The organism is Vibrio ziniensis (genome assembly GCF_011064285.1).
GTDB classification, from domain to species: Bacteria; Pseudomonadota; Gammaproteobacteria; order Enterobacterales; family Vibrionaceae; genus Vibrio; species Vibrio ziniensis.
The window spans coordinates 95,086-118,082 of sequence record NZ_CP049332.1 but is presented as its reverse complement, the minus strand read 5'-3'; the positions used below and the strand labels follow the sequence as shown (position 1 = coordinate 118,082).

The following is a 22,997-nucleotide window of genomic DNA, read 5'->3' as shown; positions in this document are numbered from 1 at the left end:
CTCTATAAAGTCAGCAGCATAATCCAACATAACAAAAGGACCTGAAATGAACGTGACTAAATTATCCTACAAATCGTTTGGTGTAACTTTGATGCTAGCAACTAGCTGTGTTGCACAAGCGGCAAACTATCCAGATCGACCAATTACCATGATTATCCCTTACAACGCTGGTGGTGGTACTGATGTTTTAGCTCGGGCTTTACAACCAGCTCTAGAGAAGTCTCTAGGACAAACTATCGTGGTATCAAATATGCCTGGTGGCGGTGGTATTCTTGGTTTCACGAAAGCTGCGAATTCAAAATCAGATGGTTATACAGTCACTATCCCGAATAACGTAATTTTTGCCAACCAAGGTATGGGTAACGCAACATACAAGTACAGTGATTTTGATTATTTGGGAAATATCATTACAGAAGACTACCTCGTCGCTGTTCGTGCTGATGGACCTTGGCAAACTTGGAAAGAGTTCGAAGCAGACATGAAAGCCAATCCAAATAAGATTAAGTTTGGCTTTTCAGGATATGGCGGTTCAACGCATGTAGCGAGTGAAATCTTGGCAGCGAAAGTGAACTACAAAGTTAAACAAATTCCTTACGACGGTTCATCTAAAGCTGTGCTTGCTGCAATGGGTGGTCATGTTGATGCACTAACACTGAATATGGGTGATTTAGCATCAGGTCTGAAATCTGGAAAACTAAGACTTCTAGCGACGATGGGTAATGAGCGTTTGGAAAATTATCCAGACGTACCAACGTTGAAAGAGCTTGGTTACGATATTTCACTATCCAACTGGCGAGGTATTGTTGCTCCTGTTGGTGTCTCTGATGAAGTGAAACAAGCTTGGAATAAAGCAATTAAAGCTGCTGCTTCAGATCCTAAGTTTATCGAGATGATTACTAACCAAGGTAGTGTACTGGATTACCAACCAAGTGGTGACGCATTGAATACTAGAATGAAAGAAACTGCCCTTTCCTTTATTGAGACTGCTCAGAAACTTAAAAAGTGATGGACTGGTATATAAGGGCCTATGGCCCTTATATACAATAATGGGAGGTGATTATGGTTCGTGTACATGAAAAGCATATATTTTATATGCTGCTTATTATGGGTTTAGGCTATTTTACTCATATGTCATTACAAATACCGGAACTATATGGAGTTGTCGGTGATCCTGGTCCTGGTTTTATTCCATTCTGGTTTAGCTTAATAGCTGAAGTTTTGTTGGTATATTTACTTGTGACAGAAGTTTTTTTGCATAAAGATGATGCTAAGAATGTAAGTTTATCAAAGCATGAAATATTTTCGTTATCGATCACGGTGTTTTTGGTTGTTTCTTACTTATTGTCACTTTCATATATCGGATTTGTAGTCAGTACAGTTGTTTTCTTATTTATATATAAACTTTTGGCAGATTATATGATCAATGATATCAAGCCAAGTCGTTCGAGCATTGCTATTTCAATGGTATTTTCTGGTGCTTCAACTACCGCGATTTATGTGATATTCGGTGTTTTGTTTAAGTTGTCTTTACCGTAAATAATATAGGTATGGAATCATGTTATCGAATTTTATATCAGCAGCAGATTTGTTCTTAAACCCAACAATATTCATTGCTATATCAGGCGGTGTATTCTTAGGGTTAATCTTTGGTTCATTACCTGGATTAACGGCAACAATGGGTATTGCTTTATTACTACCGTTAACTTTCAGTATGGAAGCCGTAACCGGCATGGGGATGTTGTTAGGTGTATACTGCGGTGCTATTTCCGGGGGAAGTATTCCTGCCGCATTGTTGAATATTCCGGGTACACCATCTTCAGTTGCAACAACGTTAGATGCCTATCCGATGGCAAAGAATGGTGAGCCCGGACGAGCGCTGGGGCTTGCGATTGTTTCATCATTAATTGGCGGACTAGTGAGTGTCGTTATCTTCGCTTTTGCTTCACCGATTATCGCTAATATTGCTCTAAAATTTAGTGCTATAGAGTATTTTTCACTTGGACTTTTTGGTTTAACGATTATTGCGTCTGTATCGGGGAAATCTATTATCAAAGGATTGGTTGCAGGCCTGCTGGGTGTACTTTTCTCTTTGGTCGGAATTGACTCATTAACAGGGGTGATTCGCTTAACAGGTGGTGTTCCTGAGCTAATTGGTGGCATTGAGTTCATGCCCGCTCTGATTGGTTTGTTCGCGTTATCACAGATACTCAATGACGCCATTTCTAAGGCAAGTGGTGGATCCGTAGGCAATATAAAGGTTAACAATGCTTATCCAAGGATAAAAGAGACATTGTCTCAATGGAAAGTATGGAGCTTGAGTTCTTTGATTGGTGCAATCATAGGTGCAATACCGGGAGCTGGTGGTAGCATTGCTTCTTTCTTGGCTTATGATCAGGCAAAAAACTTATCCAAAACACCAGAGAAATTCGGCACTGGACATAATGAAGGTGTTATTTCTTGTGAGTCAGCAAATAATGGTATGACTGGTGGTGCATTAATTCCTATGATGACATTGGGTATTCCGGGTGACGCTTCAGCTGCAATACTTATGGGTGGATTGTTAATTCATGGTCTCCAACCTGGACCAACATTATTTACTGATACACCAGATATCGCTTATGGAATCATTATCGCATTTTTAGTTGCTAATATATTAATGTTTGTATTCCAATCAATAGGCATTAAGTTATTTGTGCGAGTTCTTCAAATTCCTCGTTCATATTTGCTTTCTTTCATATTGGTAATGTGTATTCTTGGTGCGTTTGGCATTAGCGGTACTCTTACCTCTGCATGGATATTGCTTATTTTCGGTGTGTTAGGTTTCTTCTTAAATAGATACGGATTTAGTAGTGCACCAATCGTATTGGGTATGATTCTTGGCTATATGGTTGAATCAAACTTTAGACGTGGAATGACAATGTATGAAGGTGATTGGAGTGTATTCTTTACTAGGCCAATTAGTCTAGCCTTTGTATTACTGTCTGTAATATCGATTGTATTACCTGTTTATAGAAAATATAAAAAATCAGCAAAAAAAGCAGCGCATAATTTAAACGGAAAATTTAAGGAAAATTGATGATGAAAGTTTTATGTAGCTCAGATTCATTCGCAAAATATTCAGATGCTCCGGTCAAAAAATTAGAGCAGCATGGTTTCGAGTTGGTGAGAATCGACAGTACGTTAAGTGGTGAGGCATTATTTGCTGAATTAAAAGGTGCTGTGGCTATGATTACAGCGTTTACGCCTACTGATGAAGATTTCTTTAAACATGCGCCGGATATGAAAATCATTTGTAAGCATGGCGTTGGTGTAGACAATATCGACTTGCTTCAGGCATCTGCACATCACGTTTACATTACAAATGTTCCAAATGCTAACAAACATGCTGTCGCAGACCATTCTTTCGGCATGTTGATCGATGTGGCACGTAAAATTTCATTTGCTAATGAAAAAACGAAGAAAGGCGAATGGCCAAAAGTATTCTCTACAGATGTTTATGGTAAGACGCTAGGTATACTTGGATTGGGAAGTATTGGACAGCAAGTGGCATTGAGATCTAAAGGCTTCAACATGACGATCAAAGCCTATGACCCATTCCCTAATCAAGAGTTTGCAAAACAGAATCATATCGAATTGTGTACTCTTGAAGAGGTGCTCAAAGAATCCGACTTCGTTTCTCTTCATTTACCATTACTTGAATCGACGAAATCCATTATTAATGAAGAAAAGCTATCGATGATGAAAGAGACGGCTTTCCTAGTAAACTGCTCAAGAGGCGGCTTAGTTGATGAAGACGCTTTGTATCAAGCTCTCTCGAAAGGTATATTGGCGGGTGCTGCATTTGATGTGTTTGATGTAGAACCAAATAAAGAGAGCCGACTATTTACGTTGGATAACTTTGTCGCGACTTCTCATGTCGCTGGGTATACTGATGGTGCAATTAATGAGTTAGGTATCCAAGCGGTAGACAATATCATTGAACTATTGGTACATAACAGCAAGCCTAAAAACATAGTTAACCAAATGTAGAGAACTTTAAGTCATATGAATAAATGCTGGTCTATAGCTGTTGAATGTTGGTAGTAGGAGTCATTCTGTTCTATATGAATTAAGTTAATACCATATGAAAAAAGGGAGCATTTGCTCCCTTTTTTCATATCGGTTGGGTTAATCAGAACAATTTGGCATATCCAAGAACAAATGTGCATTGGATTATTTCAGGGTAAACCACTACTTTACGCTCCTTTGTCAGAGTTATATCTGAAACCCCCATTTTCCATTGTCTGAGGAATGTCGTATGTCAGTCGCGGTTATCGCAGCTTTAGCAGTATTCGCTGGTATTCTCTTTCTGTTGTTTAAACAGCAGCAAAAACAAAACACACTTTCACGCCTAGTTCTTTTGGGACTAATTTCAGGCAGCTTGTTTGGTCTTGGTCTTCAGCTTATTTTTGGTGAAGGTAATCCAGTTATTGGTCAAACTCTTGATTGGGTAAAAGTGGTTGGCAGCGGTTATGTTGGCTTATTGAAAATGGTCATCATGCCTTTAGTTCTGGTTTCTATGATTTCTGCGGTAGTTAAACTGGAGAAAGGTGGCTCTCTGGGCAAAATCTCAGGATTAACTATTGGAGTACTTCTTTTCACTACAGCGATCTCTGCGATTATTGGTATTGGTATCGCTCATGTATTTGGTTTGAGTGCTGAAGGTCTAACAGAAGGCGCTCGTGAAACCGCGCGTATTGCAGTACTTGAAAGCCGCTCGTCAAGCGTAAGCGACCTAACCATTCCTCAAATGTTAATCAGCTTCATTCCAACTAACCCTTTTGCTGACTTGACTGGCGCTCGTTCTACATCGATCATCGCAGTAGTCATTTTCGGTGTTCTTACTGGCATTGCTGCGCGTAAAGTGATGATTGAAAAAGAAGAGTCTGCTTCGTCTATCCGTAGCTTTGTAGAAAATGCTCAATATGTAGTTATGCGCCTTGTGAAAATGATCATGGCTCTAACTCCATACGGTGTTGCTGCTTTGATGGCGAAAGTGGTCGCAACGTCTAGCGCATCAGATATTTTAAATCTGCTTAGCTTTATAGTTGCATCATATGTTGCTATTGCTCTAATGTTTGTGGTGCATGGTGTGTTGGTTTCTTTTGTGGGTGTGAGCCCTAAAGAGTACTTCACTAAGATTTTACCTGTTCTAGCTTTTGCCTTTACTTCTCGTAGCTCTGCAGCAACAATTCCACTGAACGTAGAAGCACAAATAGAGAAATTGCGTGTTCCGCCAGCAATTGCAAATCTATCGGCTTCTTTCGGTGCGACAATCGGTCAGAATGGTTGTGCTGGTATCTACCCAGCAATGCTTGCAGTGATGGTTGCGCCAAGTGTAGGGATCGACCCGTTAAGCATCCATTTCATTGTTTCTCTAGTTGCTATGATCACTATTAGTTCATTCGGTATTGCTGGAGTGGGTGGTGGTGCGACGTTTGCTGCATTGATTGTTCTGCCAGCGATGGGCTTACCTGTAACAATTGCTGCATTGCTTATCTCTATTGAACCTCTAATTGATATGGCGCGTACCGCATTAAATGTGTCTGGTGCGATGACTGCAGGTACCATTACAAGCCGAATCCTAGGTGAAGCAGTCTCAGATGAAGATCTGACAACTCAGAAAGCTTAATGAAATAGACGGTAATCTACATTGATAACTTAAGTGTCTAAATAGTTGGGAAGTAGCAAAAAGATATAAATAGTTTAGTTGTTTATTTCCCAAATAATTAGAAGAGTTATCTGATTTTCTAGTAGTCAAAATGCAACGGGTCTTCTGAATGTAAAGCGATCTTTCATTCTCTGTTTGTAGATTAACACTTCAAATCTCATATTCTGTGTAACCCGTTTTTATGTATGAATGAGTTATTTATTCATGGCCTTATAAGTCAATAGCCAGCACAATTTGTGCTGGCTATTTCTTTTTTATCAGGCTTAAACAACCGCCTAGGGCGGTGGTAATTATTAAATTTAAACCTTATGCTTTAGCAAACAGGTAAGTGCGGTAACCACCTAGTAGGTTACGTGCTTTATAACCGTTGTTTACTAGCTGACGGTATGCCACGTTTCCGCGCAGACCCACCTGACAGTAGATCACAATCTCTTTGTCTTTTGGCAGTTCATTCATACGTTGACGTAACTGGTCTACTGGGATGTTTACTGCACCTGGTAGGTGTCCATTTTTCAGCTCACCTGGGTTACGTACATCAAGCAGTAGTTGGTCCTCAGTTAGGTTATCAATCTCGTCAAAGTGAATTACAGTTGAATCGCCTTTGATGAGGTTGTTCGCTACGAATGCCGCTTGGTTGATCACGTCTTTCGCACTGCCGAATGGTGGCGCGTAAGTCAGCTCAAGGTGCTGTAACTGCTCAACAGTCATACCTGCACGTTGAGCGACCGCCATCACGTCGATACGCTTGTCGATACCATCTTTACCCACTGCTTGCGCACCGAAGATTTTGCCTGACTTAGGATCGAACAGCATTTTGAACGAAACTACTTCAGCACCTGGGTAGTAGCTCGCGTGGCTAGCCGTGTGTACATACACTTTTTCGTACTCAACGCCTTCACGTTTTAGCTGCTTCTCGTTCTTACCAGTTGAAGCGACAGCTAAATCGAAGATCTTACAAATCGCAGTACCTTGAGTACCTTGGTAAGTTTCTTTGCGGCCTAACATGTTGTCTGCTGCCATACGGCCTTGACGGTTTGCAGGACCAGCAAGAGGCACCAATGTTTGCTTGCCCGTTACGAAATCTTTTTCTTCAATAGCATCACCAACCGCATAGATGGATGGATCGCTGGTTTGCATGTAATCGTTAGTATAAATACCGCCAAGTTCACCAATTTGCAGACCTGCTTCTGACGCCAATTTGGTTTCAGGACGCACACCAATGGCCATGATAAGAATATCAGTGGTAAGTGTGTCGCCATTGCTTAGCGTTAGCTCAAGTTCGCCATTCACATGTTGGTGCTCTGCTTGACCAGAATCCATACTTGCGAGTGATGTTGTTGGCTTGAACTCTACCGATTTCAGAGCGGTAGATAAGCGTAAGTCGATGCCTTTTGCTTTGATTTCTGCGTGAGCAAAGCCCGCCATTTCACGGTCTACTGGCGTCATCACTTGGTCAGCCATCTCTAACAGAGTGGTTTTAATACCAAGCTGGTGGAACGCTTCCATCATTTCCAAACCGATAAAACCACCACCCACAACCGTTGCGTGGTCAACTTGGTTGGTATTAATGGTTTGGATAATCTTATCCATATCTGGAATGTTGCGCAGTGAATGCGTCAATGGGTTATCTAAACCTGGGATCGGTGGAACTACTGGGCCAGCGCCTGGGCTTAGAAGTAGAAAATCATAGCTTTCTGTGTATTCACTTTGGTCTAATAGATTACGAACTGTGATGGTTTTTTCTTCGCGGTTAATGCGGAGTACTTCATTCATCACACGTACGTCTACATTAAAACGCGCAAGGAAGCTTTCCGGCGTTTGTAGTAGAAGATTACCGCGTTCTTTGATGTCTCCACCGATGTGATATGGCAACCCACAGTTGGCAAACGAAACGAACGGCCCACGTTCAAACATAATGATTTGTGCATCTTCGCTTAAACGACGAGCACGAGCCGCGGCAGAAGCACCACCTGCAACACCACCAATGATCACGATCTTAGTCATAATTTACTCCAAGTTTTGTTTTGGCTCGCAAAGCTATCAAAGTTGTTTGATAGCTTTGTTACGAGCTACTAACGTAAGCCTAATTTTTTCAGAAAATAAACTGCTGGACATATCCCTGTGAAGGCACTCTGAATCAGGTTGGCACCAACAAAAACCGTCAACCAAACAAAGTTAGGGTGGACGAATGCAGTCAAAATTACTGAGATCAGTATCATACTGCCAGCTAATACTCTTACACCGTTTTCAATAGTCATTTTGTTACCCTCCGCTGGATTAATGCAATCACTATAGAACCTTAAATTAGAAATGTCTAATGTTAATTCATCTAATTTTATAAATACTAAATAAGCGTTGACTAATGTTTATTTATTAGTAGAATCTAATTCAACGATTTAAATGAGGGTTAGACGATGGAAGCTGTCAACATTAATACAATGAAGAAAAATGCAGCGGAAGTCTCTGAACTGCTAAGAATTATGGCGCATCCTGAGCGCTTAATGGTTTTATGCCAACTAACCAAAGGTGAAGTTGGTGTGGGTATGTTGCAACAAGGCTCAGCTTTGAGCCAGTCTGCTTTTTCTCAACACTTAACCGTGTTACGTAAACATGGTCTTATTAAGGCTCGTAAAGAGTCTCAACAAGTGTTTTATTCGCTCGCAGACAACCGTGTAACTCAACTGATTCAAAGCCTGCAAACGACGTTTTGTGGGTAATATTTTTTAATTTAAAACTTTAATTTATAGAGGTAGTTATGGCTTTTTCCATTCCATGGGAATCTTTGGCCGGAGGCATCTTATTAGGTATTTCAGCAACATTGATGTTGCTAATGAACGGAAAAGTAGCGGGTATCAGCGGTATTTTAACGGGCTTGATGACACCAAAAACGAAGGATTTTGCATGGCGACTACTGTTCGCTCTGGGAATGATTTCTGGCGGCGTGCTGGCTGTGTTGATGCTAGGTGGTGAAGCTCCAGTTCAGTTCGAAACAAGTAGTGCAATGCTCGCAATTGCGGGTCTATTAGTTGGCGTTGGTACACGTTTAGGTAACGGTTGTACTAGCGGACATGGCATCTGTGGCATTGGACGTTTATCTAAGCGTTCTATTGTCGCTACCTGCGTATTTATGGCAGTAGCAGCAGTAACGGTTTTCGTCCGTTTCCATGTTCTTTAATTTTAGCTTTTATAGTTAAAACATAAGCTTAAGTTTTAAACTAATAGGTGCATTCAAATGAATAATATGTTGTTTCGATTAACGTCTCTGTTGGCGGGCGTGTTGTTTGGTATTGGTATGATCATTTCTGGTATGGCAAACCCTGCAAAAGTATTGGGTTTTCTAGATGTAGCCGGAAACTGGGATCCAAGTTTGATGTTCGTAATGGGCGGAGCTCTGATGGTGTTTATGCCAGCGTACTTCTTCCTTATCAAACCAAAACAAAAGCCAGTTAACGCTGAAGAATTCTGTTTGGCAACAAACAAAACAGTAGATAATCGTTTACTGGGCGGTGCAGCAATTTTCGGTTTGGGTTGGGGTATTGCAGGTATTTGTCCAGGACCTGTGGTTTCAAGCCTTGCCTTGGGTAACTCAGGCGCTTGGATTTTCTTCGCTTGTATGATGGTTGGCCTTGGCGCAACAAACTTATTGATCTGTATTAAGAATAGTAAACAAGCTCAATCACAAACAGCTTAGTCATACTATGCTATTAGATGTATAGGAATCGAGTATAGGTAACGACTTATACAAACTAAGTAGCTAGCGGTATCTAAGCACTAAGGAGAGTGACTTATGAGATGGTTAACTTTGAGTATTGCTGCGGCGCTAGCCTCTTCAGGTTACGTAAGTGCAGAACAGATCAGTGAACGTTACATCGTAAAGAGTGAGTCGCTCTCGCAAGTAGTGCAACTTGATGGCGTTGTTCAACCCATTAATCAAGGTACCGTTGCTTCACAAACTTCTGGCCGAATCGTCGGCTTGAATGTTGATGTGAACGACTACGTGAAAAAAGGAACAGTGCTGTTGGAAATCAGCGCTGTTCAACAATCCGCTTCGTTAGATGCCGCCCAAGCGCAACTGGCAAGTGCTATTGCTCAAGACAGAGAAGCCCAAGCGCAAGTGAAGCGCTATCGTCAACTTTTCCCTAAAGGTGCAATTTCACAAGATGTCATGGACTCGGCAGAAGCAAGAGCTCGCAGCGCAGCCGCAGCCGTGAAATCAGCTCAAGCCTCAGTTGCTCAAGCCAAAGAATCCCTTGGTTATACAAGTGTAACAGCGCCATATGAAGGCGTGGTTACGCAAAGACATGTCGAACTGGGCGAGACAGTTGCTCCGGGAACGCCGCTGATAAGTGGTTTTTCTACCGATAAACTCCGTGTAGAAACGGAGATCCCACAACGTTATCAACCCGCTGTATTGGATGTTGCCCAGTTTGAAGTGGTGTCACCGCAGGGTGAACGCATTCTTCCAACTCAATACAGCTTGTTTAGCTATGCGGATCCTCAATCTCATACCTTCAAAATCCGTCTGAATCTGCCTGAACAAATCACTTCTTTTGTTCCGGGTATGTGGGTGAAAACCGAGTTCCACTATGGTGACAGAGACACTATCCTCATTCCGAACAGTTCGGTTGTGCGTAGAGCAGAACTTAGCTCTGTGTTTCGAATTCAAGGTGAAAGCCGCGTGCTTAATCCAGTTCGTTTAGGCCAAACCTATGGTGACTATACGGAAGTGCTGTCGGGTCTTGAAGAGGGCGATGTCATTTCTACTATGGCTCTTAATGCAGAAGGTAAGTGATTATGGACAAACGACTCGGCATTTCGGGTCGCATTGCCGCGGCCTTCCAAAACTCTGCTATGACACCATTGCTTGCTTTAGTCGGGCTATTAATGGGGCTTTTCGCGGTTATCGTGACGCCAAAAGAAGAAGAGCCTCAAATTGATGTGACATTCGCAGATGTCTATATCCCATTCCCCGGCGCTTCACCTGCCGAAGTGGAAAGCTTGGTGACTACGCCTGCAGAACAAGTCATCTCTGAGATTCAGGGTATAGATAAGCTTTACTCTTTCTCACAACCTGATGGTGCAATGATTGTTGCTATCTTTGATGTGGGTGTAACTCGAAATGATGCTGTGGTTCGCATCTATAACAAGCTCTATTCCAATAAGGATTGGATGCCTCAAGGCGTGGGCGTGGGTGAACCTATTATCAAGCCCAAAGGTATCGAAGACGTACCTATTGTTACTATCACTTTGGCTGACAAGACGGGCGAGTTTGACCAGCAGCAGTTAACTCAGGTTGCTCACGGATTGGAAACTGAGCTAAAACGCATTGATGGTACACGTGACATTTACACTGTGGGTGGTCATAACACCATCGTTGATGTGCGTCTTGACCCGGTGAAGATGAACAGCTTCGGTATCACCCTTGATCAACTGAATCAGCATTTGCCTTCGGCTAACTCCAGTTCAACTATGTTGTCGCTGACTCATGACAACCAAGAGTTCCCGGTGCAAGTGGGGCAATTCCTGACTCGTGTAGAAGAAGTCAAACAACTGGTTGTTGGCTTACATAACAATACGCCTGTATATCTGGAAGATATTGCGACCGTGAAGTTTGGTGTGAATACGCCAACACAAAATGTATGGACTAGCGACAAGCAAGGCATCTATCCAGCTGTGACATTAGCCATAGCCAAAAAAGGTGGTGAGAACGCGGTAAACGTGGCGAACGCAATCGAATCACGTTTGGTCGAGTTAGAAAACCAGCTTATACCTCAAGGAATTAATGTTGAAATCACTCGTGACTACGGTAAAACCGCCGCAGACAAGAGTAACACGCTGATAGGTAAGCTTGCGTTTGCAACCACGGCGGTTGTCATCTTAGTGGTGTTAACCATGGGCTGGCGAGAGGCTGCGGTCGTAGGCTTAGCAATTGTCGTCACCTTGATGATCACACTATTTGCATCCTGGGCGTGGGGTTTTACCCTCAACCGGGTATCGCTATTCGCACTGATTTTCTCAATAGGTATTCTGGTTGATGACGCAATTGTGGTGGTGGAAAACATTCATCGACACATGGCGATGGGTAAGCAAAAACTGAGTGAGCTTATTCCTCCTGCCGTTGATGAAGTGGGTGGACCAACCATTCTGGCGACATTAACGGTTATTGCTGCACTATTACCTATGGCATTTGTCTCTGGTTTGATGGGGCCATATATGAGCCCAATTCCAATCAATGCGTCTATGGGTATGCTCATTTCGTTGGCGGTAGCATTCGTAGTATCGCCATGGCTTGCTGGACATTTCTTAAAACCAGCGGCGCATGGTCATCAAGAGGGCGGCGCAACGAATTCGGTTTTCCATCGCATCATGGCTCCATTTGTGACGGCGAAAAACCAAGGTCGCAATCGCTTTATGTTGCTTTTGGCTATTCTTGCTTTAATTGCTGGCTCGGTACTACTTCCGGTTTTCCAAGCCGTTGTGTTGAAGATGCTGCCTTTTGATAACAAGTCTGAGTTTCAAGTTGTACTGGATATGCCCGAAGGCACGTCGCTAGAAAGAACTCAGCGAGTGCTGTTTGAAATGGGCGCAGAGTTAAACAAAGTTCCAGAGATGGAAAGCTATCAAATCTACGTGGGCACGGCAGCGCCGATTAACTTCAACGGTTTGGTTCGCCATTACTTTATGCGCAATCAGGCAAATCAGGGCGACATTCAGGTCAACCTTGCCGGACGTAAAGAGCGTGACCGAGACAGCCATGAAATTGCGAGTTCAATTCGCCCGATCTTAAAAGGTGTCGCGGATAAGTTTGACGGTAAAGTCAAAGTGGTAGAAGTGCCACCTGGGCCTCCGGTTTGGTCGCCAATTCTGGCGGAAGTGTATGGTCCAACGCCTGAAATTCGTAATGAAGCTGCGAGACAAGTGCGTGAAGTGTTCCGAACAACTCCTGACATTGTTGATGTGGATATGTATTTGCCAGAGCTTCATCAGAAATGGCAAGTTGTGATTGATAGAAGCAAAGCATCACACTACCAAGTGCCTTATGCGTCGATTGTTGATGCACTAGCGACTTCTATTGGAGGTAAGGCGGTTACGTATTTGCACAGCGAGCACAGCAAATATCCGATCCCAATTCAGATTCAGGCAAGTGAAACAGCGAAAGTACGTTTAGAACAAGTTCTGAATATGAAAGTGGGCAGCATGACGGGTAATGCGTATCCGCTATCTGATTTGGTAACGGTTCGTCAAACGCCAATGGAAAATTACATCGTCCATAAAAACCTTGTTCCTATGGTGATGGTAGTAGGTGACATGACAGGCAGTGTGGATAGTCCACTTTACGGAATGTTCAATGTGATTGGTGAACTGGATAAAGCGATGACGGTTGATCAGTACTATATCAATCAGCCGGATGGGCTTAATGGCATATCTATTTTATGGGATGGTGAGTGGACCATTACTTACGAAACCTTCCGTGATATGGGCATCGCTTATGCGGTCGGTATGATCCTAATTTACCTGCTTGTTGTGGCTCAGTTTAAGTCGTATTTAGTGCCGTTAATCATTATGGCGCCTATTCCATTGACCATCATTGGTGTTATGCCGGGGCATGCGCTGTTAGGGGCGCAGTTTACCGCGACTTCAATGATTGGGATGATTGCGCTAGCAGGCATTATCGTACGAAACTCGATTCTGCTGGTGGATTTTATCAATCAGCAAGTCGAAGCGGGTGCTGCGTTTTCTGAAGCAGTGATTCAGTCGGCAGCGGTGCGTGCGAAGCCTATTATGCTGACGGCACTTGCCGCGATGATAGGAGCGGTATTCATTTTAGATGACCCAATCTTTAACGGCTTGGCTATAAGTTTGATTTTCGGGATTTTTGTATCAACAATCCTGACTCTGTTGGTTATCCCTGTCCTATACTATGTGGTGATGAAAAGACGTTTTGAGATAGATCCTATTTAGAATAGGGATGTGTAGTTAGTGACTTTGTATCAATGCCTCACCGTGTAAGCCAATACGCAGTGAGGCATTTTTTGATCCGCTACATTAAGTCTTGATGTGTAGATTGATTACCAATTAAACGAAGAGACAATTGGGCAGTGATCACTCAAGTGATAGTTGAGCGCATCTTGGTCTTTATAAACCACTTGTTTAGCGTTAGACGCATTGAGTTTTGGGCTGACAATCATGTGGTCAATCACAGAACGAAATTGATGCAGTTGTTTGCCCTCGTTACGTTTTCGAACTTTACACTCTGCCTGTGTGTTCTTAGTCGCGAGATTTGGTGCTTGTTTTAAACCTTGAGTAAGAGTTGTCCAAAGCCAATCTTGCTTAAAGCTCAAGTTATGGTTGAAATCACCCGTAATCACGTATTCTTGCCCAAGTTTCTCACGTTCTTTTATCCAGAAGTTGAGATTCTGTCCTTGGTTTAAAAGTGTCTGGCAGGTCTCTTTTTGCGAATAAAATTTCCCAGTGCACCCTGCTTTTAAATGCACGGACAATGTATGAACGGGTGCTGCACTGTCAGGATAGAGAACCACATAAGAGGCAAATCGGAGTTTATGATTTCCTTTACCGTACAGATCGACATCTTTTGGATCCGCAAAAGGAACGCCTTTACGAATCGCAAATCCGGTGTACTGGTTAATATCGGAAAACTGATGATTGCGGTATTGCGGTAAATTTCTGTCTGAAAGCACTATCGAATACTCAGGTGAGCTCACCCGCTTGAATGCTTCTATACTGTCTACCTCTTGAAAGGCAATCACATCGGCATTGAGCTTGGCAAAGTATGAACTTAATACGGAAAAGTCTTGGTCATTTCGTTTGCCCTCATAAACATGGTGATTTGGGTTAACCGTAAGCCATTCCATATTCCAGGTGCTTATGGTTAATTTTTCGGCATGTGAGGTAACGGGTATGGCAAAGAAAATCGTGGCAAATAAAGCTTGAAATCGACGCATTTTTTCAATCCTTCCATTGCATCTTTAGTCCATTTTTTGGCAGCGCTTAATCTATCAGGCTTCGTGAAAAATCAACAACTGGTATCACAATTTTTGCGGTTTGCAGCATTTCTTACAAGTTTGAGATCTCGAGCCGTAAGATTGAATCAATTCTGTTCGGTGGTCTAAATCCATTGATCTATATCAATACTCTTAGGTGATGTCGGAGGTTAAATACGACACAACATATAGTGTCAGTTGGATAATAAGAAGCCCTATATAGTGTGTTTGTGGATAAGTCTGTGAGTATGCTGGGGTAAGGAGAAATTTTGAAACCTATCGTGATCAAACGTGATGGCTCTAAAGCCCCGTTTAACAGGGATCGTATTCAATCTGCAGTTGAAAGTGCCGCAGAACATGTGGATAAAGAGTTGGCTATTTACGCTCTGAATGTTGCACTTGCTGTCGAACTCAAATTGAAAGATTACGAAGAAGTTCATATCGCTGAAATTCAGACGATGGTAGAGAACGAGCTAATGCAAGGTCCGTACAAAGCATTAGCTCGTTCATACATTGAATATCGCCACGACCGCGATATTTCTCGTGAAAAGCAAAGCGCGTTGACCAAAGAAATCGAAGGCTTAATTCAAGAAAGTAACGCTGATCTTCTTAACGAGAATGCCAACAAAGATGGCAAAGTAATCCCAACACAGCGTGACTTGCTAGCGGGCATCGTTGCTAAGCACTATGCGAAAACACGTATTCTTCCTCGTGACATCGTTCAAGCGCATGAAGAAGGTGATATTCATTATCATGACCTTGACTACGCACCATTCTTCCCGATGTTTAACTGTATGCTCATCGATTTGCAGGGCATGTTGACGCACGGTTTTAAAATGGGTAACGCGGAAATTGATACGCCGAAATCCATTTCTACTGCGACTGCTGTAACGGCTCAAATCATTGCTCAGGTTGCAAGTCATATCTACGGTGGTACTACAATCAACCGTATTGATGAAATCCTTGCTCCGTATGTCGCAGCGAGCTATGAAAAACATTTAGAAATCGCTAAAGAGTGGGATATTCACAGTCCAGAAGAATTTGCTAAAGCTCGCACTGAAAAAGAGTGTTATGACGCATTCCAATCTCTAGAGTACGAAGTAAATACACTGCACACAGCTAACGGACAAACGCCATTTGTGACGTTCGGTTTTGGTTTGGGTACCTCTTGGGAATCAAGACTTATTCAAAAGTCTATTTTGAAAAACCGCATTGCAGGCTTAGGTAAAAACCGCAAAACGGCAGTTTTCCCTAAATTGGTATTCGCAATTAAAGATGGCTTGAACCACAAGAAGGTGGATCCAAACTACGATATCAAACAGCTTGCTCTGGAGTGTGCATCAAAACGTATGTACCCAGACATTCTTAACTACGACAAAGTGGTTGAAGTAACTGGTTCTTTCAAAACACCAATGGGCTGTCGTAGCTTCCTGAACACTTATGAAGAAAACGGTGAACTTGTTCATGAAGGTCGTAATAACCTTGGTGTAGTGAGTTTGAACCTACCGCGTATCGCTTTGAAAGCGAAAGGCGATTTGAACAAGTTCTACGAATTGTTAGATAGCAAACTGAAGTTGGCTCGCCGTGCGCTTGAAACTCGTATTAGTCGCTTGGAAAAAGTGAAGGCTCGTGTCGCTCCGATCCTATACATGGAAGGTGCATGTGGCGTTCGCTTGAAAGCAGACGATTCAATCACTGAGATTTTCAAAAACGGCCGCGCTTCTATCTCTCTTGGTTACATTGGTGTACACGAAACCATTACCGCTCTGTTTGGTGCCGAAGAACATGTTTACGATGACGCGGTACTGCGTCAGCACGCGATTGACATTATTCAACGCTTACGTGATGCAGTCGATCAATGGAAAGAAGAAACAGGTTACGCTTTCAGCCTGTACGGTACGCCAAGTGAAAACTTATGTAGTCGTTTCTGCCGAATTGATGCCAAAGAGTTTGGTGTTATTGAAGGAGTCACTGACAAAGGTTACTACACCAACAGTTTCCACTTGGATGTACAAAAAACAGTAAATCCATACGATAAGATTGATTTCGAGATGCCTTACCCAGAAATTTCGAGCGGTGGCTTTATCTGCTACGGTGAATTCCCGAACATGCAGCGCAACATTGAAGCGTTAGAAAATGTCTGGGACTACAGCTATTCTCGTGTGCCTTATTATGGCACGAATACTCCAATTGACGAGTGCTACAGCTGTGGCTTCACTGGCGAATTTGACTGTACTAGTAAAGGGTTTGTGTGCCCTAAATGTGGCAACCATGATTCGTCTAAAGTATCAGTAACCCGTCGCGTATGTGGCTATTTGGGTAGTCCTGATGCTCGTCCGTTTAATTTCGGTAAACAAGAAGAAGTTAAACGCCGTGTAAAACATCTATAGGCGAAATGCGATTTAGATATGAACTACCATCAATATCATCCTATTGATGTGGTCAATGGACCGGGGACACGCAGTGCACTGTTTGTCTCCGGTTGTGAACACAACTGTAAAGGCTGTTATAACCAGAGCACATGGTCTTTACGTTCTGGTCATCCCTATACACAAGAGTTAGAAGATCGCATCATTGCTGACTTAAACGATATTCGGATACCGAAACGCGGTTTGTCACTCTCTGGTGGTGACCCTCTTCATCCACAAAACGTGTCTACCGTTCTTCAGTTGGTTAAACGAGTAAAGAAAGAATGCAGTGGTAAAGATATCTGGCTGTGGACTGGCTATGTGTTGGCTGACCTCAGTGAAGCGCAAAAGCAAGTACTGGGATATATCGATGTATTAGTGGATGGAAAATTCGTAAAGGATCTTGCAGACCCAAGTTTAGATTGGCGGGGCAGCAGTAATCAGGTCGTTCATTACCTCACATCTCAATCCTGATTTGGTTTATTAGCTTCGGTCGTTGAGGCTAATAAACTCTTACCAAACAAGTATCTTGAGACAGCACTGCGATAGTGTTACTTTGAAACTCATCACTTGAATTTCAAAAGGCTATGACTTTCATGTTCTCTCATTTAACTGCACCTACTCTTGACCCAATTATTTCTCTAACAGCGGCTTTTCGTAACGATCCTCGTGCGCAAAAGGTCGATCTAGGTATTGGTGTTTACAAAAATAGCTTAGGCGAAACGCCTATCATGCAAGCGATTATACAAGCCCAAGAGATTGTGGCAAAAACGCAAAAATCAAAATCCTATGTTGGCCTTGCAGGATGTGAGGAGTTCAATCAGTGCATGGTGAATTTAGTGCTGGCTGATACGCCTGTACGTGACCGCATCTCCGTAATTCAAACTCCGGGAGCAAGTGGTGCTTTACGTATGCTTGCTGATTTAATTAGGTTTGCTCAGCCAGAAACCACGGTGTGGCTAACCGATCCGAGCTATGTGAACCATAAACCGATTATGGAAGCGGCTGGCTTGAAAGTGAAGTTTTACAGCTACTTTAGCCAACACACCAAAATGGTTGATGCTGAGCGTATGCTGACAGATCTAGCACAAGCAGGTCCTAAAGATGTTGTGGTGGTTCATGGTTGCTGCCATAACCCAACTGGCGCAGATATTGATTTCTCTGCATGGCAGGCGATTACTGATCTGGCTCAGAAGAATGGGTTCACCCCATTTGTCGACATCGCTTACCAAGGTTTTGGTGAAGGTTTGCAAGAGGATGCAAAAGGTATTCGCTACATGGTGGAGCGTGTAGAAGAGATGTTGATTACTACGTCATGTTCGAAAAACTTCGGGCTTTACCGTGAACGTACTGGAGCAGCTATGGTGCTGGGAAAAAATGCCACGGAAGCGGCAAATGCGAAAGGTAAGCTACTTACATTGGCTCGTACAACATATACGATGCCACCTGATCATGGCGCAGCTCTGGTTAAAACGGTATTGCAAAGTGATGCATTAACCATAATTTGGAAAAATGAATTAGTAGAAATGCAACAGCGTCTGTTAACTCTTCGTCAAAGCTTATGTAACCAGTTGAGAAATCAACACAATACTTCACAATTTGATTTCATAGAAAGTCACAAAGGTATGTTTACTATGCTAGGCTTAACAGCAGAGCAAATGTTACGTCTGCGCGAAGATTTTGGCATTTATGGTGTTGCAGATAGTCGAATTAACATTGCTGGATTAACGGAAAAAGACATCCCTTATGTGGCGGATGCAATAATGAAAGTTTTATAAATACATTTTTCAGTTTGAGTAGGTGAACGAATGAAACAACAGTGGAAATTTATAATTCCTTTGATGCTCAGTGGCGGTTTAATTGCTTGTTCAACAACGTCTGGCGAAGGTGACGCAAAGGATCAAGCTGTTCAAGTTGAGGAACCTAAACAAGAGGTTTCTCAAACAGAAAGAGACCTCAGTAAATATGAAACCCTAACACCAAAGGTCGAGCCGATTGCTGAACCTAAAGCAGAAGTGAAACCAGAACAACAGTCAAAGCCCACATCTAAGCCTCCAGTAGTAGTTGATGTGAAGAAAACAGCCGATGGTCGCTTGATTCTTGGTGAACAAGAATGGGTCTACGTTCCGGGTCTTAAAGAGAGCTTCCGTGCACGTATTGATACTGGAGCAACTACCTCCTCCGTGAGCGCAGTGGATGTCGTTCCATTTGAGCGTGATGGCAAAGACTGGGTTAAGTTCAAAATTGCACACGATGATGTGAAAAGCAAAGAGTATGCTCTTCCAGTTGAACGTTGGGTTGATATTCGTCAGTCAAGTGCGGAAGGTACTCAACGTCGTGCTGTGGTTATGGCATGGATTCAAATTGGCGATTTGAAAGAGAAGACCGAATTTACCCTTACAGACAGAAGCCACTTAACTTTCCCTGTGTTGTTAGGTCGTAGTTTCTTCAAAGATGTGGCTCTTGTGGATGTAAGTCGTAAGTATATTCAGCCGAAGCATGAATAATCTTGATTAGTTAATAGAAAAAGCCAGCATCCGCTGGCTTTTCTTTTGGGGGGCACTGGCCGTGTTTAGTACGGTTATAGTGAACAGCTAATTTTGCACATACGTTTTAAAGGGTGCGAGATCCATACCTTCAATTTCACACACATCTTTAACCGTTGGGTTGTCGCATAGGCGCTTTAAATATGCAGCTAAATGCTTGAAAGTTAGTGGTGATTTTTCTATTGGTAGTGACCATTCAGCAAGCATAAACAAGAAGTAATCACACGCTGAAAGTGTATTGCCTAGCAAATACTTGTTGTGTTTAAGTTGGTCATTAATGATGGAGAGCGCTTCAGCAATTCGTTCATCTTGCGCTGCGACCACATTCGGAATGGTCGATTCTTCATTGGTATGTCGTTGTGGATAATAACGAACCATCAATTCAGCTTGAAGTGTGTTGTTTAAGTAAGCGAGCCACTGAAAAAACAATGGGCGTTTGGGATCTCCTATTACTGGCATTAAACCAGATTGAGGATGTAATTCGCAGATATGCATGCATATCGCTGGGCTCTCGAATATAGATTGGCCATCAACAACCAATGTTGGAATACGACCAGCAGGGTTCAACTTGAGATACTCAGCTGATTTCTGAGAATTCGCCTTTTTGTCTACCAAGATTAACTCATAATCAGCTTTCAGGTGGTGGAGCAAAAAATGAGGCGCTAGGCTTGCGTTGTTCGGGTAGTAATAAAGCTTGAACAAAAGTGACTCCTTGTCTATCTGCGGCTTATAACGTTATCAATCCTGTAAAAAATGAACGGCCTAAATATAGTTCTTAAGTACTGACATGCAGTGCTCCACCGTCAACTCTTTCTCTCCAACGGGAGCAACGTAGTGAATGGCTTTTTCTGCATGATCTCGACCGGACAATTTCCAGATTACCCAAGCTGCTAGATATTGAGAGGATAAACATCCACCAGAGGTAGCAACATTACCTTTTGCAAAAAATGGCTGTTCGAGAACTTCAACTCCCATTTCCTGCACCCAAGGTTTAGTGGTTAAATCCGTACAGGCTGGAACATCGTTAATCAAATCTAAAGCCGAAAGTAGTAATGTTCCAGAGCATTGAGCGCCAATAATTTGAGTGTTTGGATCGAGTGAAAGGCGAGACAAAATGGATTGGTCCTTAGCGATATCTCGTGTGAATATGCCACTGCCGAAGAGCACTGCATCCGCTCGATTAGCAAATTCTAACGGCTGTTGTGCTTCAATTCGAACGCCATTCATTGAAGTAACAAATCCTGAGGGGCAGGTAATTTGAACATTCCAACCATATTGTTTCATTCGGTTCAGGATGCTTGAAGCGATAAACGAATCCAATTCATTGAATCCATCAAACGTGAGTACAGCTATATCCATATAATCCTCGATGTATTGGCGCATTTTGGGCAAAGCTTTAACCCCATGATTAGCCAACAAAAATAGTTGGTCAATGGGCAGACATAAACTTAACGTTTTTCTCGTTTAAGCCAAAATAAAAAAGCCAGTGAGAGGTGTCACTGGCAATAGCCTAAGGGGGGCAAAGACTTGGAATTAGAAAGGAGCCAAGTAAAGGCTTAGCTCCTCTTTTTTTATCTTAAGATGCAGTAACCGCAGATTTCGCAGTTGCGCGTGCTTTAAAGAATGCGTAGCCGAAACCAGTTACCGCTGTACCTGCTGCGATAGCTACTAGGTACATAAATACTGGAGTAATAGCTCCTGGGATTGCTAGTACAAACAGACCGCCGTGTGGAGCCATTAGTTTCGCACCGAACAGCATGGATAGAGCACCAGTTAAAGCACCACCTGCCATACATGCTGGGATAACACGCATTGGATCTTTCGCAGCAAATGGGATTGCACCTTCAGAGATGAAGCATAGACCAAGAACGAATGATGCTTTACCTGCTTCACGCTCATTTGGTTCAAACTTATCTTTAGCAAGGAAAGTTGCTAGACCCATACCTAGAGCTGGAACCATACCTGCTGCCATGATAGCTGCCATTGGAGCGTAAGTTTGAGAAGCTAATAGACCAACACCGAATGTATATGCTGCTTTGTTTACAGGGCCACCAAGGTCGAAACACATCATTGCGCCTAGAATGATACCAAGCAGTACTGCGTTTGCTGAACCCATGTCATTAAGGAATGTTGTCATCGCAGTCATGATGCTTGATACAGGACCACCCACGATGTAGATCATCACTAATCCAGTGATTAAACTAGCAAAGAATGGAATGATAAGAATCGGTTTCAGTGCTTCCATTGACTGAGGCAACGATACTTTATCTGCAAGGAATTTTGCGCTGTAACCCGCTAAGAAACCCGCAACGATACCACCAAGGAAACCTGCGCCAGTAGAGCTTGCTAACATACCGCCGATTAAGCCCGGTGCAAGTCCAGGACGGTCAGCGATTGAGAACGCGATAAAGCCAGCAAGAACAGGGATCATAAGAGCGAATGCTGAGCCACCACCGATAGTCATCAACGCAGCCGCTAGAGTGCCTTGTTCTTTAAACGCTTCGATACCGAATACGAAAGAAAGTGCGATGATTAAACCACCTGCAACCACCACTGGAAGCATGTGTGAAACACCCGTCATTAGGTGCTTGTACACACCTTTTTTCTCGCCAGTGGTTTCTGCGCTCTTCGAAGCTTCGGCTTGGGTGTAAACCGTTGCTTTCTCGAATGCGTTGTTGATCTCTTGTTCTGTTTTCTTCAGCGCAAGACCCGTACTGGTTTTGTACAGTTTTTTGCCGTTGAAACGATCAAGTGGAACGTCGATATCAGCAGCGATGATGACAAGATCTGCATCAGCAATTTCTTGAGCAGTCAGTTGGTTTTTAGCACCAACAGAGCCACGAGTTTCTACTTTTACTTTGTGACCAAGACGAGCACCGGTTTCTTCCAACGCTTCAGCTGCCATGAAAGTGTGTGCAACACCTGTTGGGCAAGCAGTAATCGCAACGATCTTCTTCGCGCTAGCTACTGGAGCCGCTGGTGCTTGGTAAGTGGTTGCTGCGTTTGCACTAAGCTCTGATGCTTGTTCAACAGCAGCTTTCAAGTACGCTGTTGGGTTACTTGTGCAAGCCGAAATGTCGCTTTGGTAAACTTTTTTGCCCACAAAGCGAGTGGTATCAACAGGTGTATTGGCTGCAACGATAACTACCTCAGCACCGCTGATGTCTGAATCAGTCAGCGTGTAGCCTTCAATCACAGAAGAGTGACATTCCACAACGGAAGTCCAGTTCAGCGATTTAGCCGCTTGTTCAAGTAGTCCGGCAGCGATAATGCTGTTTGCAACGCCGCTAGGGCATGCAGTGATAATAGCAATATTCATAGTACGACCTTC

Annotated in this window: 20 protein-coding genes; 14 read left to right on the top strand and 6 right to left on the bottom strand. The window is 43.0% G+C overall.

Annotated features, from left to right (window positions below):
* The first annotated feature begins 46 nt into the window (after window positions 1-46).
* From G5S32_RS15425 to G5S32_RS15405, 5 genes are all read left to right on the top strand, one after another.
* Window positions 47-1,006: a tripartite tricarboxylate transporter substrate binding protein gene (locus G5S32_RS15425; RefSeq protein WP_165312924.1), complete on the top strand. Its 960-nt coding sequence runs from the start codon at window positions 47-49 to the stop codon at window positions 1,004-1,006.
* A gap of 53 nt (window positions 1,007-1,059) precedes the next feature.
* Window positions 1,060-1,536, top strand: a complete 477-nt coding sequence (locus tag G5S32_RS15420; RefSeq protein ID WP_165312923.1) for a tripartite tricarboxylate transporter TctB family protein — start codon at window positions 1,060-1,062, stop codon at window positions 1,534-1,536.
* A 19-nt stretch (window positions 1,537-1,555) separates the two neighbouring features.
* Window positions 1,556-3,076 carry a tripartite tricarboxylate transporter permease gene (locus G5S32_RS15415; RefSeq protein WP_165312922.1) on the top strand — a complete coding sequence of 507 codons (1,521 nt, stop codon included), beginning with the start codon at window positions 1,556-1,558 and terminating at the stop codon, window positions 3,074-3,076.
* Window positions 3,076-4,029: a phosphoglycerate dehydrogenase gene (locus G5S32_RS15410; RefSeq protein ID WP_207621649.1), complete on the top strand. Its 954-nt coding sequence runs from the start codon at window positions 3,076-3,078 to the stop codon at window positions 4,027-4,029. The genes G5S32_RS15415 and G5S32_RS15410 overlap by 1 nt, the downstream gene beginning before the upstream one ends.
* 268 nt (window positions 4,030-4,297) lie before the next feature.
* Entirely contained in the window at window positions 4,298-5,671 is a 1,374-nt protein-coding gene (locus tag G5S32_RS15405) for an L-cystine transporter (RefSeq protein ID WP_165312921.1), read from the top strand.
* 345 nt (window positions 5,672-6,016) lie between these two features.
* On the opposite strand, the gene G5S32_RS15400 is transcribed toward G5S32_RS15405, so the two are convergent.
* Together G5S32_RS15400 and G5S32_RS15395 are read right to left on the bottom strand one after the other, a co-directional pair.
* Entirely contained in the window at window positions 6,017-7,714 is a 1,698-nt protein-coding gene (locus G5S32_RS15400; protein ID WP_165312920.1) for an FAD-dependent oxidoreductase, read from the bottom strand.
* A 68-nt stretch (window positions 7,715-7,782) separates the two neighbouring features.
* Entirely contained in the window at window positions 7,783-7,968 is a 186-nt protein-coding gene (locus G5S32_RS15395) for a YgaP family membrane protein (RefSeq protein ID WP_102942180.1), read from the bottom strand.
* Window positions 7,969-8,124: 156 nt separating this feature from the next.
* On the opposite strand from G5S32_RS15395, the gene G5S32_RS15390 reads away from it, so the two are divergent.
* The 5 genes from G5S32_RS15390 (at window position 8,125) to G5S32_RS15370 (ending at window position 13,672) form a co-directional block, all read left to right on the top strand.
* Window positions 8,125-8,427 carry an ArsR/SmtB family transcription factor gene (locus G5S32_RS15390; RefSeq protein ID WP_165312919.1) on the top strand — a complete coding sequence of 101 codons (303 nt, stop codon included), beginning with the start codon at window positions 8,125-8,127 and terminating at the stop codon, window positions 8,425-8,427.
* A 38-nt stretch (window positions 8,428-8,465) separates the two neighbouring features.
* Window positions 8,466-8,885: a YeeE/YedE family protein gene (locus tag G5S32_RS15385; RefSeq protein ID WP_165312918.1), complete on the top strand. Its 420-nt coding sequence runs from the start codon at window positions 8,466-8,468 to the stop codon at window positions 8,883-8,885.
* A gap of 57 nt (window positions 8,886-8,942) precedes the next feature.
* Window positions 8,943-9,401, top strand: coding sequence for a YeeE/YedE family protein (locus G5S32_RS15380; protein ID WP_165312917.1), 459 nt, complete (start codon window positions 8,943-8,945; stop codon window positions 9,399-9,401).
* Window positions 9,402-9,497: 96 nt separating this feature from the next.
* Window positions 9,498-10,502, top strand: a complete 1,005-nt coding sequence (locus G5S32_RS15375; protein WP_165312916.1) for an efflux RND transporter periplasmic adaptor subunit — start codon at window positions 9,498-9,500, stop codon at window positions 10,500-10,502.
* Between the two features lie 2 nt (window positions 10,503-10,504).
* On the top strand, window positions 10,505-13,672 hold the full coding sequence (locus G5S32_RS15370) for an efflux RND transporter permease subunit (protein WP_165312915.1): 3,168 nt from the start codon (window positions 10,505-10,507) through the stop codon (window positions 13,670-13,672).
* 107 nt (window positions 13,673-13,779) lie between these two features.
* Here the strand turns inward: G5S32_RS15370 and G5S32_RS15365 are convergent, their stop codons facing one another.
* On the bottom strand, window positions 13,780-14,673 hold the full coding sequence (locus G5S32_RS15365) for an endonuclease/exonuclease/phosphatase family protein (protein ID WP_207621648.1): 894 nt from the start codon (window positions 14,671-14,673) through the stop codon (window positions 13,780-13,782).
* A 308-nt stretch (window positions 14,674-14,981) separates the two neighbouring features.
* Here G5S32_RS15365 and nrdD point away from each other — a divergent pair, with 308 nt between their 5' ends.
* From nrdD to G5S32_RS15345, 4 genes are all read left to right on the top strand, one after another.
* Window positions 14,982-17,102 (top strand): anaerobic ribonucleoside-triphosphate reductase, encoded by a 2,121-nt coding sequence (nrdD, locus tag G5S32_RS15360; RefSeq protein WP_165312914.1) that lies wholly within the window; start codon window positions 14,982-14,984, stop codon window positions 17,100-17,102.
* Window positions 17,103-17,120: 18 nt separating this feature from the next.
* Complete coding sequence (gene nrdG / locus G5S32_RS15355) at window positions 17,121-17,594, top strand: anaerobic ribonucleoside-triphosphate reductase-activating protein (RefSeq protein WP_165312913.1); 474 nt, start codon at window positions 17,121-17,123, stop codon at window positions 17,592-17,594.
* Window positions 17,595-17,716: 122 nt separating this feature from the next.
* Window positions 17,717-18,898, top strand: coding sequence for an amino acid aminotransferase (locus G5S32_RS15350; protein WP_165312912.1), 1,182 nt, complete (start codon window positions 17,717-17,719; stop codon window positions 18,896-18,898).
* Window positions 18,899-18,928: 30 nt separating this feature from the next.
* Complete coding sequence (locus tag G5S32_RS15345) at window positions 18,929-19,627, top strand: ATP-dependent zinc protease family protein (protein WP_165312911.1); 699 nt, start codon at window positions 18,929-18,931, stop codon at window positions 19,625-19,627.
* 87 nt (window positions 19,628-19,714) lie between these two features.
* On the opposite strand, the gene G5S32_RS15340 is transcribed toward G5S32_RS15345, so the two are convergent.
* The 3 genes from G5S32_RS15340 to fruA all read right to left on the bottom strand — a co-directional run bounded on the left by G5S32_RS15340 (window position 19,715) and on the right by fruA (window position 22,985).
* Window positions 19,715-20,368 (bottom strand): glutathione S-transferase family protein, encoded by a 654-nt coding sequence (locus G5S32_RS15340; protein ID WP_165312910.1) that lies wholly within the window; start codon window positions 20,366-20,368, stop codon window positions 19,715-19,717.
* Between the two features lie 60 nt (window positions 20,369-20,428).
* A complete protein-coding gene (locus tag G5S32_RS15335) occupies window positions 20,429-21,025 on the bottom strand; it encodes a DJ-1/PfpI family protein (protein ID WP_165312909.1) in 597 nt (198 codons plus the stop codon).
* Window positions 21,026-21,242: 217 nt separating this feature from the next.
* On the bottom strand, window positions 21,243-22,985 hold the full coding sequence (fruA, locus tag G5S32_RS15330) for a PTS fructose transporter subunit IIBC (protein WP_165312908.1): 1,743 nt from the start codon (window positions 22,983-22,985) through the stop codon (window positions 21,243-21,245).
* Between the last annotated feature and the right edge of the window lie 12 nt (window positions 22,986-22,997).

What these genes read in the sequence shown, in the direction of transcription:
- G5S32_RS15405 (WP_165312921.1), top strand. Translation starts at nt 4,298, where the DNA reads ATGTCAGTCGCGGTTATCGCAGCTTTAGCAGTATTCGCTGGTATTCTC.
- G5S32_RS15335 (WP_165312909.1), bottom strand. Translation starts at nt 21,025, where the DNA reads ATGGATATAGCTGTACTCACGTTTGATGGATTCAATGAATTGGATTCG.
- G5S32_RS15400 (WP_165312920.1), bottom strand. Translation starts at nt 7,714, where the DNA reads ATGACTAAGATCGTGATCATTGGTGGTGTTGCAGGTGGTGCTTCTGCC.
- G5S32_RS15380 (WP_165312917.1), top strand. Translation starts at nt 8,943, where the DNA reads ATGAATAATATGTTGTTTCGATTAACGTCTCTGTTGGCGGGCGTGTTG.
- G5S32_RS15345 (WP_165312911.1), top strand. Translation starts at nt 18,929, where the DNA reads ATGAAACAACAGTGGAAATTTATAATTCCTTTGATGCTCAGTGGCGGT.
- G5S32_RS15370 (WP_165312915.1), top strand. Translation starts at nt 10,505, where the DNA reads ATGGACAAACGACTCGGCATTTCGGGTCGCATTGCCGCGGCCTTCCAA.
- G5S32_RS15395 (WP_102942180.1), bottom strand. Translation starts at nt 7,968, where the DNA reads ATGACTATTGAAAACGGTGTAAGAGTATTAGCTGGCAGTATGATACTG.
- G5S32_RS15350 (WP_165312912.1), top strand. Translation starts at nt 17,717, where the DNA reads ATGTTCTCTCATTTAACTGCACCTACTCTTGACCCAATTATTTCTCTA.
- G5S32_RS15365 (WP_207621648.1), bottom strand. Translation starts at nt 14,673, where the DNA reads ATGCGTCGATTTCAAGCTTTATTTGCCACGATTTTCTTTGCCATACCC.
- G5S32_RS15390 (WP_165312919.1), top strand. Translation starts at nt 8,125, where the DNA reads ATGGAAGCTGTCAACATTAATACAATGAAGAAAAATGCAGCGGAAGTC.
- G5S32_RS15410 (WP_207621649.1), top strand. Translation starts at nt 3,076, where the DNA reads ATGATGAAAGTTTTATGTAGCTCAGATTCATTCGCAAAATATTCAGAT.
- G5S32_RS15425 (WP_165312924.1), top strand. Translation starts at nt 47, where the DNA reads ATGAACGTGACTAAATTATCCTACAAATCGTTTGGTGTAACTTTGATG.
- G5S32_RS15420 (WP_165312923.1), top strand. Translation starts at nt 1,060, where the DNA reads ATGGTTCGTGTACATGAAAAGCATATATTTTATATGCTGCTTATTATG.
- nrdG (WP_165312913.1), top strand. Translation starts at nt 17,121, where the DNA reads ATGAACTACCATCAATATCATCCTATTGATGTGGTCAATGGACCGGGG.
- G5S32_RS15385 (WP_165312918.1), top strand. Translation starts at nt 8,466, where the DNA reads ATGGCTTTTTCCATTCCATGGGAATCTTTGGCCGGAGGCATCTTATTA.
- G5S32_RS15415 (WP_165312922.1), top strand. Translation starts at nt 1,556, where the DNA reads ATGTTATCGAATTTTATATCAGCAGCAGATTTGTTCTTAAACCCAACA.
- fruA (WP_165312908.1), bottom strand. Translation starts at nt 22,985, where the DNA reads ATGAATATTGCTATTATCACTGCATGCCCTAGCGGCGTTGCAAACAGC.
- G5S32_RS15375 (WP_165312916.1), top strand. Translation starts at nt 9,498, where the DNA reads ATGAGATGGTTAACTTTGAGTATTGCTGCGGCGCTAGCCTCTTCAGGT.